This window comes from Alteromonas sp. 4NH20-0056 (genome assembly GCF_057539655.1).
This window is the reverse complement of the sequence record NZ_BAAJLS010000007.1, coordinates 127,964-145,572: the sequence shown is the minus strand read 5'-3', so window position 1 is coordinate 145,572 and position 17,609 is coordinate 127,964. Positions and strand designations below refer to the sequence as shown.

Below are 17,609 nucleotides of genomic sequence, written 5' to 3'. Positions count from 1 at the left end.
GTATTAAAGTTGTAAAACGCTCAAGAATTGCTACAAACAAGAACTTATCGCTGCCCCTTTTGAAGCGTTGATAATTGTTGTTCGAGAGCCTTAACCACATCGAGCAAACGTTCAGTAGAAATATCAGTTTGCGCTGCGCCACTCTTAGCTGCTTCGGAAATAGAGGCAATTGCTTTCACTTGGTCCGCGACTTCTAAAGTGACGTTACTTTGTTCGGTTGCCGATTGTGAAATTTCAGTGTTCATCTTACTAATCGTACCAATTACGTCGCTGATTCGCCAAAGCGCTTTGCCAACGACCTCAACTTCATTAACGCTAAGAACCATCTGCTCACGGCTCTGCGCCATGCTTTGATAGGTTTCGCTTGTTGCTTGTTGTAAGCGGGTAATGATGCCATGGATCTGCTCAGTTTGTGCCTGCGTTCTTTGCGCTAGAGTTCTTACTTCGTCAGCTACAACAGCAAAACCTCTTCCTTGTTCTCCTGCTCGTGCAGCCTCAATTGCGGCATTCAACGCGAGTAAATTGGTTTGCTCAGCGATTCCATTGATAGCACTAGAGACTTGGCCGATATCTTTACTGTCCTCAACTAAGCGATTCAATGCAGTCTGTGAATGGGTAGATTCTGTTTCCATATCCTTCATCACCGATTGAAGTCGCTCCAGTAACCGCAGACTCTGGCCGGCTTCATTTTTAGCTTCAACTGACAACTGCGAAGCAGTTTCCGAGTTGTTATCAACTTTTGAGGCAATTGCGGTGAGTACATCCATAGAGTTTTCGATTCGAGATGTTTCTTGTTGTTGCTGATGTACACCTTTGATAGTTTGCGTCGTAATAGACTTCAAGTTTGCGGCTGATTCGCTCAATGTGCCCGCGGCTTCGCTCAACCGCTGAACTAATTGTTCTAAGTTGTGCGCCATGGCATTCATATATTCGGCAATAACACGCATTTCATCTTTAGTACGGACTTTTACGCGTGTAGATAAATCGCCGCCCGCTATCGCGTGGACGGCGGTCACAACTCGGTCAACATTGTCTTTAACTGACAAATACATCCCAATGAACATATAAAATGCGAGTAAAACAGCGATAATCGCGACTGAGAACACTAGACGACTTTTAAACCGCTTATCATCTATTCGTTCTTCCAAAAGAGTTGACAGCACAGGGGCAGTAAGCTCAGCGAATTCTACCAAGGCATTGTCCATGGTTAAGCTGACATCAATTAATCGCGAACGCGACACTTCAAAACTGTCGGAGTCAAGAATCGATTGCTGAATAAGTTGCCTATAACTCATTAAGTCTTTTTCAAGCGTTTGCCATGCAGAGGTTAGTGATCGATTCACCAACTCGTTTTCATTAGCTGACACCAGAACATTACGACTCAAATTATCAATTAATAGCGGCAATTTTTGATTAGCGTTGGATAGAGCAATGTATGTATCAGGTGTGAAATTACCATTCTCTAATACTTGTCGTGCTAGAGCTGCTGTCATAACCAGCTGCTCTTGTAATTTTGGCAGTGAATCTACTAGCGATGTTACCAGATAACGGCTATCCAACGATGTATCCAATTCGAGGTTGGTGCGGTCGGCAACGGTTTGTAGAACTGCACTTAACGCCCCCAAACCAGACATAGGCTCGGCATTCAGTTGCGATTTGTACGTTGTAAGTGAAGCGTTAATAATTGACTGTTGGTGCTCAGGTAGACCATTCAACTCTAAGCGGAAACTTCCTGAATGGGCCTTTCCCTGAATTAAGGAAGTCGCTAATTGAAGTTGCTCTTTTTGCGCTTCAGCTATTAACGACAAACCGACTTTCTCGGTTTCTGAAAACTCGATATCTTGGCGATATTCTCGTTGGAGTAATGACAAACTCAATAATAATGGGATTACAAAAATGATACTGACGAGTGTAAACTTTGCTGAAAATTTAAGTTGTGACATTAGTCCTAAGGCTGGACTACTCAGTGTTATGATCAACCCAACCATTTTCTATCTCCAGTAAAGCGTTACAAACGGTGATGTAAAGTAATACTTATAACAACCTAGATTCCGACCCAATGGTCGTTTAGCAAGTCTAAAAGCAACAATAATACGTCCCCTTTGGACAGCACACATGTCACTATTTGTAAAAACTGTATTGCTACACAACAATACAGACCGGAATAAATGGCCGTTAATTTCTCGCCAACCTGTGAAACATCAATTTTATTGGAACAAATCCACTAAAAGCAGCCTCGACAAAAATTGAAAAATAATGCTTAAAACATGTCATATTGCTCACTTTTTTACCAAACAGTATTAACCAATAAAAAGTATGCTTTTTAATTAACTTATATGTGCTATTAACTTTTTCTCTTTACTTTTATTACGTACTCGCCAGGGAGTAACTCAAGAGATTTTAGTAGTTGTAAATCATCTTGTGATTTTTTAGCCACTGTGGGGCCGAACACCATTAATTCACTGTCGAGACTCTCGGTTTTTTCTATACCTCCCACTGTATTTTTGACGTAGATAACAGACGGCACCTCAACTGCAGCAGTGACATTGGGCGGTATTGTTATTTCCATGCGAAGCTCATCTTGGCTCAAAAACCAAAAAGACTTAATCTCGCCGTGAGGTGATTGATACGTCGCACCAGCGTATGACAAATGAGTCGTCACAACAGGGGCAATACGAACTTTTTTGTAACCGGCACTTAGCGGAGTTATACCTGCCAACCGGTCGTACATCCATTGACCAATAGCACCATAAGCGTAGTGATTTAAAGACCCGGCCTTTTTCGCATAGCCATTATCGTGCGTATATCCATCCCATCGTTCCCACATCGTTGTAGCCCCCTGAGATACCGGAAAAAGCCAAGAGGGATATGAATCTTTGAATAAAAGTTCTAATGCAAAACCTTGTCGGCCAATTTTTTCTAACACTGGCGCTATTAGGGGTGTACCTAAAAAACCGGTTCTAAGGTGCCCGCCGGAAATTTTAAATTGCTCCATGAGATGAGCTTCAGCAGCTTGTAAAAGATCATCAGAAAGTAAGTCAAAGCCTATGGCTAACAAATAGGAGGTTTGCGTGGGTTGACCTTGTTTGATATTTCCTTGTTGGTCGAAGAAGGCTGCTTGGAAGTTCGCTTTAGCCTCTTCAAATAGAGAAGCGTAACGCTTTGCGTCATCCGCCTCATGTAATACCTCAGCCGTGCGAGCAGCAATATCGAGAGAGCGGGCATAAAAAGCTGTCGAAATAAGCCCATGATCAGTTTCGCCACGCCGCGAATCCTCGCGCGTTGAATAGGGTTGTAACCAGTCCCCCACTGTCCACATTTTGCTTACGCCATTCTCAAGTTGGCTTTGATGATAAAGGATCCAACGTTTCATCATCGTGTAGTTTTCTCTGAGAACGCGTTCGTCTCCCGTGCGCCAGTATACGTCCCATGGGATAGTCACTGCGGCGTCTGACCAACCCGCCTGCACAATCTCGCCTACTTCGTTAGGTACCACGACAGGAATACCATGGTTATCAAACTGCTCTTCTCTTATCGACTGTAACCAAGCGCTCCAAAATGCGTGGCTATCGGCAATAAATAGTGATGTGGGCGCAAAAGCAAGCGCGTCACCAGTCCACCCCAACCTTTCAGAACGCTGTGGACAATCAGTGGGAATATCCAAAAAGTTACCTTTAAGACCCCATTCTATGTTTGACTGTAGCTGGTTTAATTCGGGATCTGACGAGGTGAAGTGACCAGTTAATTCAAAATCTGTGTACTGAACAATGCCTTCTATCCAATCAAGTTGGGGCGCTTCTTTCTCATCAAAACCACTTACTTCAACATATCGGAAGCCATGAAAGGTGAATTCAGGTTGCCAGTCAATAACGCCGCTTTTAGCCGCAACATAGGTATCTTCCTGAGCAGCACTTCCCAAGTTTTTGGTGTATAAGCTACCGTCACTGTTAATGCCCTCTGCAAATCGTATTTTGAGCTTTTCTCCTTTAATCATCGGCAGATTGACACGCGCGACACCCACCATGTTTTGCCCTAAATCAAATATAATCTTGCCATCTACTATGTGAAAAGAATTGGGGGTTAATACTTGCTTATTCTTAGAGGTAAAATGACGCTTGGGCTCCAACATAACAACGCTATCTATATTTGAAGATTGTACCGGATACCATTTTTTAACAGCGCCTTCCGTTTCATATTCGGGCTCATTCCAACTCGCGTTGTCTCTTTCAAGTAAGAAGTTAGCATCGAATATCTCACCATCGTACAAACTCGAACGTCTTAATGGACCTTCCTGAGTCGCTTGCCAACTGTTATTAGTCACTACAACGTTGCGCGTGCCGTCTGTATATTCAATCTCTAACTGGGCTAGAACTTTTGGGGTGATGTCCCGTTTTTTGTGCCAGTGACGTTTTGGACCGAAACGCCCTGCATACCACCCTTCGGCGAGTGTAATGCCGATAGCGTTTTCACCGAAAATAAGCAACTTGGTTACGTCGTAAGTGAGGGTCTCGATACGTTTATGATAAGGAGTATAACCGGGTGTCAGTACATCGTTTCCAACGCGGTTGCCGTTAATGAATGATTCGAATAGCCCTTTAGCAGTAATATACAAGCGTGCCGATTTAATACTCTTATCTGCCGTGAACGTCGTTCGCAAATATTGTGGAATATGGATAGGCGTATCAAATTTATCTAGCACAAGCGGTGTGGATTGATCTATTTCAATCCATTTTGCGCTCCAGTCGTTATTAGATAGCAATCCGAGTTCAAAAGATGCTAATGCGCTCCAATCAGAGTCGATGCCATGCTCATTCCAATACTTAACCCGCCAGAAAACCCGTTGCCGAGACTTCAAATCAGTGCCTTCGTAACGGATGAAGTTCGTTGTGTCACTATTAATGATGCCGCTATCCCATAAGTCTGGTTTGTCGGGTAAAAGGTTTGGAGATGACGCAACAACAATTCGATATTGCGATTGCGCTTTTACAGCACTCTCAACAGGAAGTGTCCATGAAAATGTAGGCTGAGCATCATAGAAGCCAATTGGCTCTACGAAACCTTCACTTACCGATAATTGTTCCGGTTGCGCCATTGTTTGAACGTTTTTGTCTTTATTAGCACAGGCAAACAATAATGTAGTTGCTAAACATAAAAATGAAAAAATTCGCCAGTCATTGAGAAAAGATGTTGAGTTTTTAAATAGTGAAAGTTTGAACATAGGGTTAGTTCTCAATCAAACATTTTTTAGCGCTGTAGCTTTCGTTACTTAACATTAGTTCCAACTCCTGAAGTAAGGCTCATACAATTTATGAAATGTGTTTTTATGAAGACAGAACTGAAACTTGAAAGTTTTTATAAATCGCACTTCGCGTGAACATGTGACGCAGGCCTATATGCCCCTTCTGTATATTGGGATGGCTAGTGGTTGACCATTTATAAAGTTGGGTGTGCACTTCATTAGACACGTTCATCCATAGTATGTCGTCGCGTTTGATAACCGTTATTTGGTGTGGAACTCCAGTCTCAAAGAAACCCGTGTTGGTATAATCCCCGTTGAGTGCTGTGCCCATTAGGCGTTTGTTGGCAAGTGGAAGATACCTGCGGGCACGAATGTAGTCATCGGGCGCGTCTTCTTCACCTAATCCAAATGCTGCATAACTGATGTGGTAAGCGTCCATATTGTCGAAATAGTGACGCATGTAGGGTTCGTTGCGGTATTCAGCCCACTCCATTATGTCAGCAGGAAACTCTGTTGTATCTTCCCCAGAAGCTAGTAAATACAGTATGGTGACGTATAACTCGGCACTGTCGGTGCGGGTGTATTCGAAACTTACTTTTACATCACCTTCAAATGTGCGTTTGGTCCATAACACCATGTGGTGTGCATGATTATCCGCCTCAGGTCCAGCCTTAACATGCATACCATCGGGCGAATTTTCAACGGTTCCAATTAAACCGTCTTTTAACCAATTTTCTTGCCAATTTACCTGACCTGAATCAAAAAACACTTGCTGCCAATTAAGGCTCTGTAATTTTTCAAACTGTGTATTGTCGGCTTGGGTAATTTTCATCATTTCATCAATAGAAGCCCGCTGATTATTTTCAGAATAGTGGAAGCAAGCAGTAAGACTAAATACGATAATTACCCCTGCGGCGGGCAATAGTAAGCTTTTTAATTTATTCAAGTTAACACCCCTATGTTTACCAAGAGTGGAGCGCTCTTACATTGCATAACTTGCATGAGGTGCTTCGCCCCTTTCTCGAATGATGGGACCTTTCTCGTCCACTAAATACATTTTTCTCGGGTGAGCTCCTTTACCCTTTCAGAAACAAGCATTAAAGCTTCTGAATATGCATTGCGAATGAAAGACGGGACTACTCAGGCCTGTGTTAGTGAAATACGCACCAGTATCTGCCTCAACCGCTTGTTTCTGAGAAGGGATACTATCGCTTTCGCTCTCACATCCAGATAAAGTAAATACAGCTGTTATGAGTGAAAAAGAATATTGTGAAGATTTCAGCATCGTAGTATCCCAAACAAAGCTACGTTATTACTTGATTATTAATTTAACCTAGATGATGAAATTTGACATAATTTGACGAATATTGAAAGATATATTTAGTGACAGCCGGCGAGAAGTGTATTTTGTATTTTCTGATGTAAGAAGTGCTTTGGCGTTTTATGTGTCATGAAATGATCGCCACAATCAGAAGTCTGGGGGATAGTACTCAAAACCTTACTTTAGTGATGTAGTCAAAAGCTTAGAGCTTAGTTTATCTTCCAACTTATCAGATGCAAAACGCTGGAATCCGCATGATGCTAATCTTTATAGCTTGAACCTAGCGCTTTTGAAAAACGGTGAAGTCATTGACTCCCAATCTACAAAGCATCAAATTTATTGAGATTATAAATACTTAAACATAGAAAAAGCTAACACTGAAACCAGTGGTAGCGTCAAGTTCATCGTGTCCGTCCGATATACCCGAGGCAAGGATAATGTGCCTATAACTTTGTTTTGCAGGCGTCTAATGATAACAGCTGGAGGTGTGCTACGTAGTACTCGTCAGTATACCATTGCTCTTCATTGTTTTAGTCTTGATTTAGCTGGCCTACTAATGCTGTTATCTATGAGGTAATAAAGAACATTGTTGATACCCTTCGCACTAAAGAAATTACTGTTCTTTTTATAATTATTTTTATTTAGAGAAAACCTAGGCTTTCCATAGCCTAAAATCTATTCCTAGTCCTATTCAGCCTTCAATAAAAAGAAACCAGCCGCTAGAAAAATACTTTGTGAAAAAAATCGCCGCTCTAGACTATCGCGACACAAAAAATCGACAAAACGAACGCCCCCTAACAGCGAATTGATTTTGTCTCAAGGTACGTTTAAAGATTCGGCATCCTGATAATTCCTAATCGTTTCTTCACCTCCGTCTAGGGCCTGTCTACTCGGAGAATTTCTAAGCCATAGTCGATACTTTTCCAGAGATAACTTCCCTCTTAATGCTCTCTCAGCGAGTGCAGCAGATGCGGCATAATGCATATTTAGCGGAATTTGATCAAAATTACTCCATATCCAACTGTCGGCGTGCTTTACTAAACGAACTACCGCTTCTGTAAAACTTTGCTCATCATCTATCGGGACTTCTCTAACTTCGGCCAACAACGTTAAAGCACCTTCTGGATCTTTCTCCACTCTTGCGTTTGCCATTGCGATATAACTTGTATTTTGAACATGTACAGGTTGAGTAGTCGCCAGCCAATCAATTGCAGCAGCCAAGTCCTCTTCAGCTTGTTTGACTGCGAGTTCTGGAATAACCTGTTCATTGTTAAAAATTCCTTCCGACTCCATTAGAACAATGGAAACTGAATTGGGTGCATGATTGAGATAGTGCGATATTATTGTTGCATAAGCATCATCGAGTGCGGCTTGAGGCGCTGAGCCTAGGGCTGCTATTTCTCGCAGCCAGACTATGGCTTGTCCAGGATCTTTATTTGCCCAACCTTCAGCCACTGCCACAATTATCTCTGAGTTATGTTCAGGGGAGATATGCTCCTGAAGATCGTAAAATACTGTTTGAGGTGAGTGTCGAGCGTAGCGCAGGAGCAAGGCTCGCATACCAGTCTCATATTCTGACTCAGACAGCACATCCTGTTGAGTTTGATACCAACTAAATGCTTTTTCCGGCTCTATTAAGCTCCAATTCTTAATCAAAGATAAAGTAGGCGCACCTTTTGAAGTCAGTTTAATGCTGTCTAACAGGGCAGCTGCTTGTTGAGGATCAGACTCAATAAGCTGATACAATTTTTCTGATATCGTTTTATTATCGGACGGTTCTGTTTGCGCAGTTAATGAAACGTACTTTGGTCCTATATCTTTGGCTGCGTCAATACTGGAGTCATATGCAGGGTCAAGAGGAGCAAGGGGACTGACTTGGTCTACCGCTTGCTGAATATTATTAGGTATGAACCATAAAAAGGTTACCGCCATACCAATGCACGCGACTAGTAAAGTAGGTATTAATTTTTCACGAGACCACTTCATATCTTGACCGAGTAGGTTGTTAATGTTCCAGCCTTAACGTCTACATAGTGCACCCTTGGTGCATGGCACGACAAGGGTGCATGTAAATTGGACGGAATTAATTAACGGTCACGCTTGCCCCACTAACGAATATGATTTGTGCGTCACTAACGAGCCCGTCAAGTACGCCTTCTTTTCCGCCCTGAACATAAGCGCCCCAGCGTGACACAGACTTTAAGTCACCGCGTTCCCAAGAGTCATCAGCCATCTCAACGTTATCAACAAACACCTTGTAGTTGCGACCATCATCGGTCACGCGGAAATTGAAGCTATCGCCAACATCTTTGCCTGTATCGATCTTAACCCAGTCCGACTTTCTTTGTCTGCGTTTAACAATCACCACGTCACCGTCAGCCTCTACCCAGAGCGCTACTCCCCATGCAGGGTCAAAACCTCCTGCAGCGGTTGCCTTTGACTGATAAATTTTGACGTCTTTACTGCCATTGTGAGCATGAACTCGGTAGCGTGCAGAGAATGTCATCGTCTTATTGTCGCTAAATCGGATACCGTCGTTTGGAGCGAACGCTTCACTACGGCCTGCACCCTCACGAGACGTAGCAAAGTTCTCGTCGCCAGGAAAAACACGAAAAACCTGCGTATTCCCATCTTTTTGATACCAACGACTACTCGTCGGGTTGTCAAAACCAGTACTAAAAGGATTGTGCCAGCGAAGTTTGCTATTTGACATTGGAGAGCGAGTCCCAGTACCTGTCCGCTCAACGTCTGAATTATTCACATCAATACGAGTGCCTTGCGTATCAATTGTGCCGTCTTCTACAGCTTCTTTTAGGTCATCTCTCTCTTCATTGGTTTGCGGGCGAGAGATACCCGACGATAGAACCGACCATTGGGGATCCCAGTTTTTAAAAGACTCTTGAGCGAATGCTGCAGGTGTAGTCAGGGACAAGGAAATTGCCGTAGTAAATATGGCAGTGGTGTAGCCTAATATTTTTGGTGTTTTCATTTATGGTAATCTCTTTTTGTGTGTTTACCGTCTTACTCAATCAAGAAAGAATCTAAGGATAAAATCCAAACTGCGTAAAATTGCGAACGTTTTGATTCTGCTAATCCGTTATTCATGAAAAATGAACGAGTTTAGCCAGAGCATTACCTCTAATAAAAAACTGATTAAAAGCAATCGTCTCATCCCAAACGTGATCGTAGCCAGCCACAATAAGCATTTAAGATCAATAACGCGCACGACCAATCACAAAATATCATTAAAAATGGAAATATCAACAAAAAATTAACATAATATACAAAATTTAAACATTTTAAGTGAGAGATAGAAAGGGCTAGACAAAGCAGATTATTACTTTGAGACCGACTAAGCAGTACCTCTATACTATTAATAAATATATAATTATTAAAATTTAAGTTTGAAGTAAAAACATTTTTTAAAGATTTATGAAATTTATTTTGATTCTTTATGATTGCTTTTTTTCATTGTGATTACATTTAGCTAAATAGCTCAACGTCATTGTCTTGAAATACAAGAATAAAGGAACGGTGGTGACTCTCGTTGAGATAAAATTGTACAACTTGGCAAGTGATTTAGCAGAGAAGAATAATTTAGCGAGCAGGAATCCACAGAAGCTTGCTGAATTAAAAGCAAAACTGACTGCATGGCAATAGCAAACGGTGCCGATATTCCGACCAAACTCAACTCTGAATATAATCCGGCATTAAACCAGCAGCTAATCAATAAAATGACGGCTGACTAGCCAACTCCCCTCTAAGTAGTCACATCATTCAGCTTACTTGAAAAGCACAATCACATCTTTACAGAAAAAATAATCATATTTCTTCATTTTTTAGGTATCAATTTTTGAAACGATATCCGTAGCACGTGGCTGAGATTATGCTCTGTAATATGAAAATGCTATGCCAACACAATTCCTTCACGTTGATTTAAACGAAAACGCAAAATAGTAAACACCACGCGTCCAACAGCGTGATTAATATAGGGGGTGTCCGCGCTGTGAGGGCTGCCTGTGTTTACCTACCTTTTTCATGGCGGATAGATTTCCACTTACCTTACTTCAGTTAAAAGTCTGTTACTGTGATATTACCTTGTAGCATTTTAGCTAGTAGTGCCTGCCACTCCGATGTATCCCAGTTAGTCCGCATTCCCATGGAGATAGCTTTTTCTAATAGCGCTACTGATTTCTTAAAGTCACGCTCTGGACGAAGTCGGTAGGATATAGAAAGTAAGTATTGGTATTCAGGATTGAGGTTTTGAGAACTCGCAATGTCTTCCAAATGCTGTATTGCACCAGAAACATCCACTAGCGATTTATCATTAGCGGTAAGTTTTATCTTAGCGACGTGCAGGCTGGCAGCTTCATCACCCTTCGCTGCAGCAGATTCAAACCAGAAAAGCGCTTTCTTCTCGTCGCTTACAACCCACGGACTCATCTGTAGAAGTTTACCCAATCGATATTCAGCCCTTGATAGGCCATACTTACTCGCGTTAGTTATCCACCTAACGGCTTCTGATATTTCTTTTTGCTGTATATATAGCTGTAAGCCATACTCGTACATGGCTCCTGGATGCCCTTTCTCTGCAAGGTTTTTGAGTAAGCTTTCAGCCTCGTTTTCATTACTTTGCATCCAAGGAAAAATAACCATAGCCATTGCATATTGATACAGTGTTTCTAACGAAGGTTTATTTTTAGCAGCTCGTAGAATGCGTCGAGTCTCTTTATATAATTGTGGTAAGTTGTCATTCAGATAAAACTGATCGTCTATCGCTGCGGCCATGTATGCGCGGTGCACAAACTCCGTCGGCTTATCACTTACTTCAGGTTGCCCTAATGGGAATAGCTTATATGCATCAAGAAAACGTCTAGTGTTTCCAGATTTTTGAATAGCGCGTATGTATCGCACAGAGCCGTCGCTTGCCACATCATTTTCTACCACCAAGAAGCCAGGGTTGTTCACCACAATTGCTACATCTAGTGATTCACCGCCGTCTAAATCGTCAAAACCACCCGAGTTTTGTAGCTCATCATCAAAGTTCTGAAATTCTACTAACTCTTCAAAGTACACTTTTTGTGTTAAAGCCTTATCCCCGTCAAATGTTACTTTCTCATTAAGGTTCTGTTGATTCAGTACAGGTAGAAATTGGCGCTGATAGCTTTGATGAACAACTCGCTCTTCCTCTATGGTATTTTCAAGAAGGGACTGGTCCTGTTCATTTAAAGATGAGCGCATTTGCTCGATAATACTTTGAGCATTGTGGTAGCGCTGCTCAGCCGCCAAAGACAAATAAATGAGAGATGAAGCGGCATTAGGTTCAACACCTAAACCTTTTAAATGCATAATACCTAATTGATACTGAGCATGAGCATTTCCTAGCTTCGCGCCTTCTTCATATAAAGGTAACGCAACCGCGTAATTCCCTTTTTTAAACTCTGTATTAGCTTTTAACACATTCACAGCAAAACTATTGAAGCTCAGAGCACCCGCCAATAAAGCGGCCAAGCATTTTTTAAAGCAACTCATACTGATTCTCCGTTTGTGTAACGTTTGGCGCTACACTATTCTAGGTAATGCCATGACACATTGATTAAGCTTCAAATTACCTAGAAACACCCAAATCAATAACTTGTAGATGAAGCGGCAGCGAGTTTCCAGCCCCTTTCTCCATCAAATAATAGTACGCTTTGCCGTTTTCAATATGAATAGTGCCGTGGTCAAATTTCACTCCCGAGGTTTGCTGATAAACCACCTCAAACTCGTTCGTACCACCTTTCGCTTTTTCAACAAATGGGTAGCCATTTTTAAGCCCAATAATGAAAATACTATCACCCGATGTGTAAATAGAGTCGGCACCAGTAAAGTCAGTCGTAACCGTGAAGTCTTTAGCGTTGGCTAGCTTAAAGGCGTGTATCGACACCTCTTTGTAATCACTTCGCTTAGTATTTGTAGACCTTACGTGAGTAATAAAATGAAGGTCTTCGTTTTCCGTAACCGTCCAATCAAACCCACCAACTATATGAACAGAATTGGGCTCTTGGTGATCAATGTAATCGCCCGGCTCAAAGATCTTAATCTCATCAGAGTCAACCAACGGCCATGTCATGTTTTCACCATCTACATTTTTCCAATCTCCTAAACCATCTGGGTGGTCTGAGTATGCGTAGTAAACGCCATTTTGGTATTTATAACGGTCGTTATTATTCGCGCTACGCTGTTGAAACCCTACGCGCAACTTACCGTTTATATACTTCATCTGACCATATAAACCCCAGTTGTAAGCATTGCCATGAGTTTCTTGGTCTTTGTGATTAAAAGGTGTAAAGCGAGTCCACACTTGTTTTTCTGCATCGTATTTATTGAAATAGTAAGCGCCGTTGTTATTGCCGCCCCATCGCATGTAATGCAAGAGTTCGCCTTCTTTGCTTTTGTAAAATTTGGGATAGGTTAGTGCAGAGAAATTATCTTTGTCTTTTAAATTCCCTGTCATGGTTAAGTGCTTGTAATCATCAGTTCCCTGACTCACTTCACTGGTGTCTTTAACAAACTTTTCTAGTGTAAATTCGTTATCCGGTACATCCGCAGCACCAGGCACGGAAAAAGAGTAGCGGAAAAAGTCATCAACAAACCGCCCTTTAAATCGGCCGCTCTCATCATCGTCAACATAGGCATGCATGTCGTAAACCATATGAATGGTGCCATTTTTAGGGCTCACGGCTAAACCTATGGTGTTGTGCGACTCCCCTACCAGTGGATTTCCTCGAAAGCCTGTGTGTCGGTGGGGAAACTGAATAGTTTTTACAACGCCAGTTTTTGTGTTGAACCTAGAAAGCATAACATTGCGCTGTTCTTTACCCCCCTTATACCACGTCATGAAAACGTAGTGTTTATAGGGTTTAACGGCATCGCCGTGAGCCGAAATATTCTTGCCAAAGAAATAATCATACTCTGGCCCCAGCGAAGGCTTTTCAAAGGTGTTGTGGTTAAGCTTTTTGCCATCAAAATGAAGCGCGCCATTGGTTATTTTTGTCTGGCTTTCTAAAAACACCCCACTAGCTTTGCTCATGCCTGAGGATACCGTTGCGGTATCGCTCGAAGCGCAGCCTGTTAACACTGAGAACACCGCCACAGTTTTTACTAACGTTGTTAATTGACGGGCTATACCACTCACTTTTAGATTTAATTTCATCGGATTTACTCGCTATACATTTACAAGCAGTGTACATTTATTTAAAACCATTTTCACTCAATAATAACCAAATACAATCAACGAAACTGTCAAACAAACGATTACAGATAGGCTGATATTAGTTCAGATGTCGCCAGATTGTTGGGTGTAAAACGTGCGCAAACTCAAATAAGAGGGTTCGAAATTGTTACTATATTCAGCTGAAAAATTACAAAATTTAGGTATTTTGTTTAAGAGCAATCTTGTTTCGCTATCTCTCTTATGTTGCTTATCAATCAATTTCAGTGCCCATGCATCCGTAGGATTAGAAACGGAAGTGCTAGTGACCCCCAACGCGCTTTTTTTCAACGGAAATAAAGTTAAAGGCTCTCATACTGACAATAACCCAGATGGCTACGATTATATTTTTGGCAATGCGCTATCCCCTCACGGCGACTGCATTAAAGTGTACAAGCATTTTGTATTTATGACGTGGTATAAAGGCGGCAAAAACAATCGGCATGTGATGCTTTCACGCCTGAATACTAAAACCGGTGTGCTCAAAACTATTCAGTTTCCCCACCAGCACACAGGGTTTAGAGGCAAATGGTGGTTAGGCGAAACACACAATACTATTGCGGTGGGCATAAGCCCCGTAAACGATACTATTCACTTGCTTTACGACATGCATCGCAACGGCAGAGTGGAAGCGTTCGCACAAGACTATCTTCGTTACTCTTATTCTCTAGAAGGCGCGGCTTCAGTGCCAGACAACAAGTTTACTTTGGCACAATTTGTCAACTCCGGTGCTGGTCACTACAAGCATTTAGCCTTCGATGGCATAGACGACATCGATACCACAAAACTTCTTACCTACCCTGCTTTTTTCACAGGAAAGGATGGAGATTTGTTTATGAAAATGCGCTACGGGTTTTCAGCAAATGGGAAAATGCTTTTTGCCCGATACGATGGCAAAAAGTGGCATGGATATTATGACTTCAACCAGGTTTTAGCTTCAGAGCATGGTAGCGAATACAACTGGGGTTTATACGGGGACTTCAAATACACCGGCGGTAAATTTCGCATAGCGTTTCAACGACGATCTAAAAACACGTCAGATAAATACCTTTACCAAAACGGTATCTACTACGCTTATTCTGAAGATCCTCATGGCGTCTCTGACTGGAAAAATGCGTACGCTGAACCAATTGAAATTCCATTAGCTATTTCTGAGCAAATCCAAATTGAAGAGCCTGGAGACTGGGCTAAAACAAAGAAAGAGAACCACGTTTCCATTGTTCACGGATTTGACTTCACAGTGACAAACAGTGGCGATGAGCACTTCATAAGTAAAGTAATAGACCTTGAATTCAATGAAGAGATAAACCTGCACACATTCCGCAAATTCGGGCAAAAGGACTTCACTACCGTTCAGGTACCGTTTGGTGGGCAACTGTTTAGTAACGGGGATGATGTCTACCTTACTGGGTTGAAAAATGGCCATGTGGCAATCGCAAAGGCTGAGGATAACTCAGAAACCTTCACTACTATCTTCGAACACAAGCGAGGTCCGGTATTCGATAAAGCCGTGGTCTTTTTTAAAGACAACAAGGCTTACTATTACCTAAAAAAGGCAGATGGGTCAGACGATAACCGCAGTTTATATCTACAGGTATTTTCGTTGAGGTAGTGCACAGTTAGCTCGTCTCAGGGAGCGCCCGAGATGCTTATGAGTACTAGAGATTACAGACTTTTTTGGAGTAAGAAATAATTATTCAGTACACAGCATCGCACATATACAACTCGTTCATTTGCGCTCTGCCGTTGTGAAACTAATATGAACAACAAAAGGTTTTTTAGATGACACAATCACTGTTTAGAACACTACTATTTACTTTGCTGCTTTCACTTTTTGCAGACAATGTTGTACTCGCACAAGACATAAAACATGGCCTACGCGACGACGCAGGCCGACACATGATCCCGCGCGGCTTTGTCGTAAATACCAACGATGCGGGTGGAGAAGTTAACTTCACGCAAGAAGATTATGTACGCATGGTGCGACTGGGCGCCAACGTGCAAGTTGTAAGGTTGGAATTAGGTAAATTGAGTACCTTTGGCCACTCAGAATTTCAGCCAGAATATTTAGCGCGTTTGAAACGAGCAGTTCGCCTGGGGCGAGAGGCGGGCATTAACACTATGTTTAAACTGACCGTGTATGGCGCCAAGGGCTTTTCATGGCCAGACTTATACTTCAACCAAAATAATGCTCAAGAGAAGTACATTAGCGCTTGGCGACATATTTGGAATGCGTTTAAAGACAATGATGCAGTTATCGGCTATGACTTAGTAAACGAGCCAAGAAAAAAGGAGCTAGCGCAGTCTTATGACGAGCTAACTAGCGATTATTTAATTCCACTTTACGAAAAAATTATCGATGCCGCACTGCCCTACAACGATGAAAAGTTGTTCTTAATTCAAACTATTTTTATGAACAAGGGTGAGGCAATAAACAAAAATCAGTACGCGGAAATTAAGGAAAGGGTAAACCGCAAAAACATTGTTTTTGCACCACACATATATCAAGAATACATCGATTATATTGCACCGACTATGGAACGGTTTGATAAAGAAGCAGACTTACTTCAAGCGCCAATCTTAGTAGGCGAATGGGGGTTCCCCACGTTACTTACTACCGACAAATCTGTAGAGGAACAGCTACATTACATTGAGTTTTATATTCGCACAGCAGAAATATTCGACAAAATGGGTATTGGTTCAATTAAAGCTTGGTTTCTAGGCAACCGTAGCTACCAAAATTTCTTGCCAGGCGGAGAATCGACATGGGCGATTTTCTCTGATAAACAAGCCGACGGTACTGTAGAAAGAAAATATATTACCGATATTATCGCCCGCCCCTATCCGCAGTACATTGCCGGCGATATTAAAAACTTTATGTTTCATTTCGCCACCCGCACGCTAAACCTCAATATCAAAACAGATAACAGCAAAGGTGCATCAAGAATTTTTGTGGGAGCAGACCGCCACTACCCTGATGGATTCTCCATTCACATCGGCGATGATTTAATTCTTACGCACAGTCCGATTAAAACTGGTTTTCGCGTGCATTCATCTAAAGCCAATACTAAGCCTAGCGATATTATCTGGGATGCTGATAGACAACAACTTGTTGTATTAGCATGGCCTAAAGACGAGGCAATAATAAATGTAAGGATCGAACCAGGGATTTACAGAGAGCCAGATCCTGCTGCAAAGAATTAGGCTTAGTTGCAAATATCTGATTATTTAGGTCTAAATGAATAGGCCTCTTTTTCAGCTGTCAGTTAGCTATAAGATACAAAGCGGACGTTTCTTACGTGGCTAATGGAAGTCCGCTGAAAACAAGGAGCGGAGATTCAACGCCGCCAGCACGCTCGGCTTTGCAGTGAAGGCGAAGCCGCTAGAAAAGCCGTCGCTGTACCTGGCCTTGTTATGGCTTTGCGTAGAGGACAAGAGAATAGCCACCATTCTTACTTTCATATGACTTTCCAAGTTTCGAAAAACCAAACCGACTGAACAAATGATGCATAGAAGCATTATCCTCACGAGTCGTAGCGAAACAGGGCCTCCCAGATAACGACTGAATGATTGACTCCATTAAAGCCCTAAATCACCAGTGGCAATACCTAGAAAAATAGCTAAAAGCGCTAAATGCGTGGGCAACAAGTCGTTTGAAGACATAGCTGCTGCTGTGACGATAGCGACGTCCTCTAATAAATAGGACAGAATTACAATTCCAACCATCAACAAGGCTGTAGAGTGCGAACCATTTAAAAGCCCGTGCTGAATTGATGTAACAAACTCCATGCTGTTCT

Annotated in this window: 10 protein-coding genes and 1 pseudogene; 3 read left to right on the top strand and 8 right to left on the bottom strand. The window is 42.1% G+C overall.

Translation table 11 applies throughout. The features are described from left to right. Positions 1-44 precede the first annotated feature (44 nt). From AC27EZ_RS13520 to AC27EZ_RS13510, 3 genes are all read right to left on the bottom strand, one after another. Positions 45-1,943 carry a methyl-accepting chemotaxis protein gene (locus AC27EZ_RS13520; RefSeq protein WP_487135821.1) on the bottom strand — a complete coding sequence of 633 codons (1,899 nt, stop codon included), beginning with the start codon at positions 1,941-1,943 and terminating at the stop codon, positions 45-47. A 401-nt stretch (positions 1,944-2,344) separates the two neighbouring features. Beyond that, positions 2,345-5,092, bottom strand: coding sequence for an alpha-L-rhamnosidase (locus tag AC27EZ_RS13515; RefSeq protein ID WP_487135820.1), 2,748 nt, complete (start codon positions 5,090-5,092; stop codon positions 2,345-2,347). Positions 5,093-5,321: 229 nt separating this feature from the next. After that, the gene (locus AC27EZ_RS13510) at positions 5,322-6,185 is read right to left on the bottom strand and encodes a DUF1961 family protein (RefSeq protein WP_487135819.1); all 864 of its coding nucleotides are present in this window, start codon (positions 6,183-6,185) and stop codon (positions 5,322-5,324) included. A 604-nt stretch (positions 6,186-6,789) separates the two neighbouring features. Here AC27EZ_RS13510 and AC27EZ_RS13505 point away from each other — a divergent pair. Beyond that, a pseudogene (locus AC27EZ_RS13505) lies at positions 6,790-6,903 on the top strand (hypothetical protein); the annotation flags it as partial. Between the two features lie 473 nt (positions 6,904-7,376). Here AC27EZ_RS13505 and AC27EZ_RS13500 read toward each other — a convergent pair. The 4 genes from AC27EZ_RS13500 to AC27EZ_RS13485 all read right to left on the bottom strand — a co-directional run bounded on the left by AC27EZ_RS13500 (position 7,377) and on the right by AC27EZ_RS13485 (position 13,755). After that, positions 7,377-8,546: a hypothetical protein gene (locus AC27EZ_RS13500; protein WP_487135818.1), complete on the bottom strand. Its 1,170-nt coding sequence runs from the start codon at positions 8,544-8,546 to the stop codon at positions 7,377-7,379. A 97-nt stretch (positions 8,547-8,643) separates the two neighbouring features. Beyond that, complete coding sequence (locus tag AC27EZ_RS13495) at positions 8,644-9,549, bottom strand: hypothetical protein (protein WP_487135817.1); 906 nt, start codon at positions 9,547-9,549, stop codon at positions 8,644-8,646. A 1,082-nt stretch (positions 9,550-10,631) separates the two neighbouring features. Then, on the bottom strand, positions 10,632-12,092 hold the full coding sequence (locus tag AC27EZ_RS13490; RefSeq protein WP_487135816.1) for a tetratricopeptide repeat protein: 1,461 nt from the start codon (positions 12,090-12,092) through the stop codon (positions 10,632-10,634). A 76-nt stretch (positions 12,093-12,168) separates the two neighbouring features. Continuing rightward, complete coding sequence (locus tag AC27EZ_RS13485) at positions 12,169-13,755, bottom strand: BNR-4 repeat-containing protein (protein WP_487135815.1); 1,587 nt, start codon at positions 13,753-13,755, stop codon at positions 12,169-12,171. A 322-nt stretch (positions 13,756-14,077) separates the two neighbouring features. Here AC27EZ_RS13485 and AC27EZ_RS13480 point away from each other — a divergent pair, with 322 nt between their 5' ends. Next, positions 14,078-15,424 carry a BNR-4 repeat-containing protein gene (locus AC27EZ_RS13480; RefSeq protein WP_487135814.1) on the top strand — a complete coding sequence of 449 codons (1,347 nt, stop codon included), beginning with the start codon at positions 14,078-14,080 and terminating at the stop codon, positions 15,422-15,424. A 170-nt stretch (positions 15,425-15,594) separates the two neighbouring features. Continuing rightward, on the top strand, positions 15,595-17,016 hold the full coding sequence (locus AC27EZ_RS13475; protein ID WP_487135813.1) for a cellulase family glycosylhydrolase: 1,422 nt from the start codon (positions 15,595-15,597) through the stop codon (positions 17,014-17,016). Between the two features lie 375 nt (positions 17,017-17,391). Here the strand turns inward: AC27EZ_RS13475 and AC27EZ_RS13470 are convergent, their stop codons facing one another. Continuing rightward, complete coding sequence (locus AC27EZ_RS13470; protein WP_487135812.1) at positions 17,392-17,601, bottom strand: hypothetical protein; 210 nt, start codon at positions 17,599-17,601, stop codon at positions 17,392-17,394. Positions 17,602-17,609: the final 8 nt, after the last annotated feature.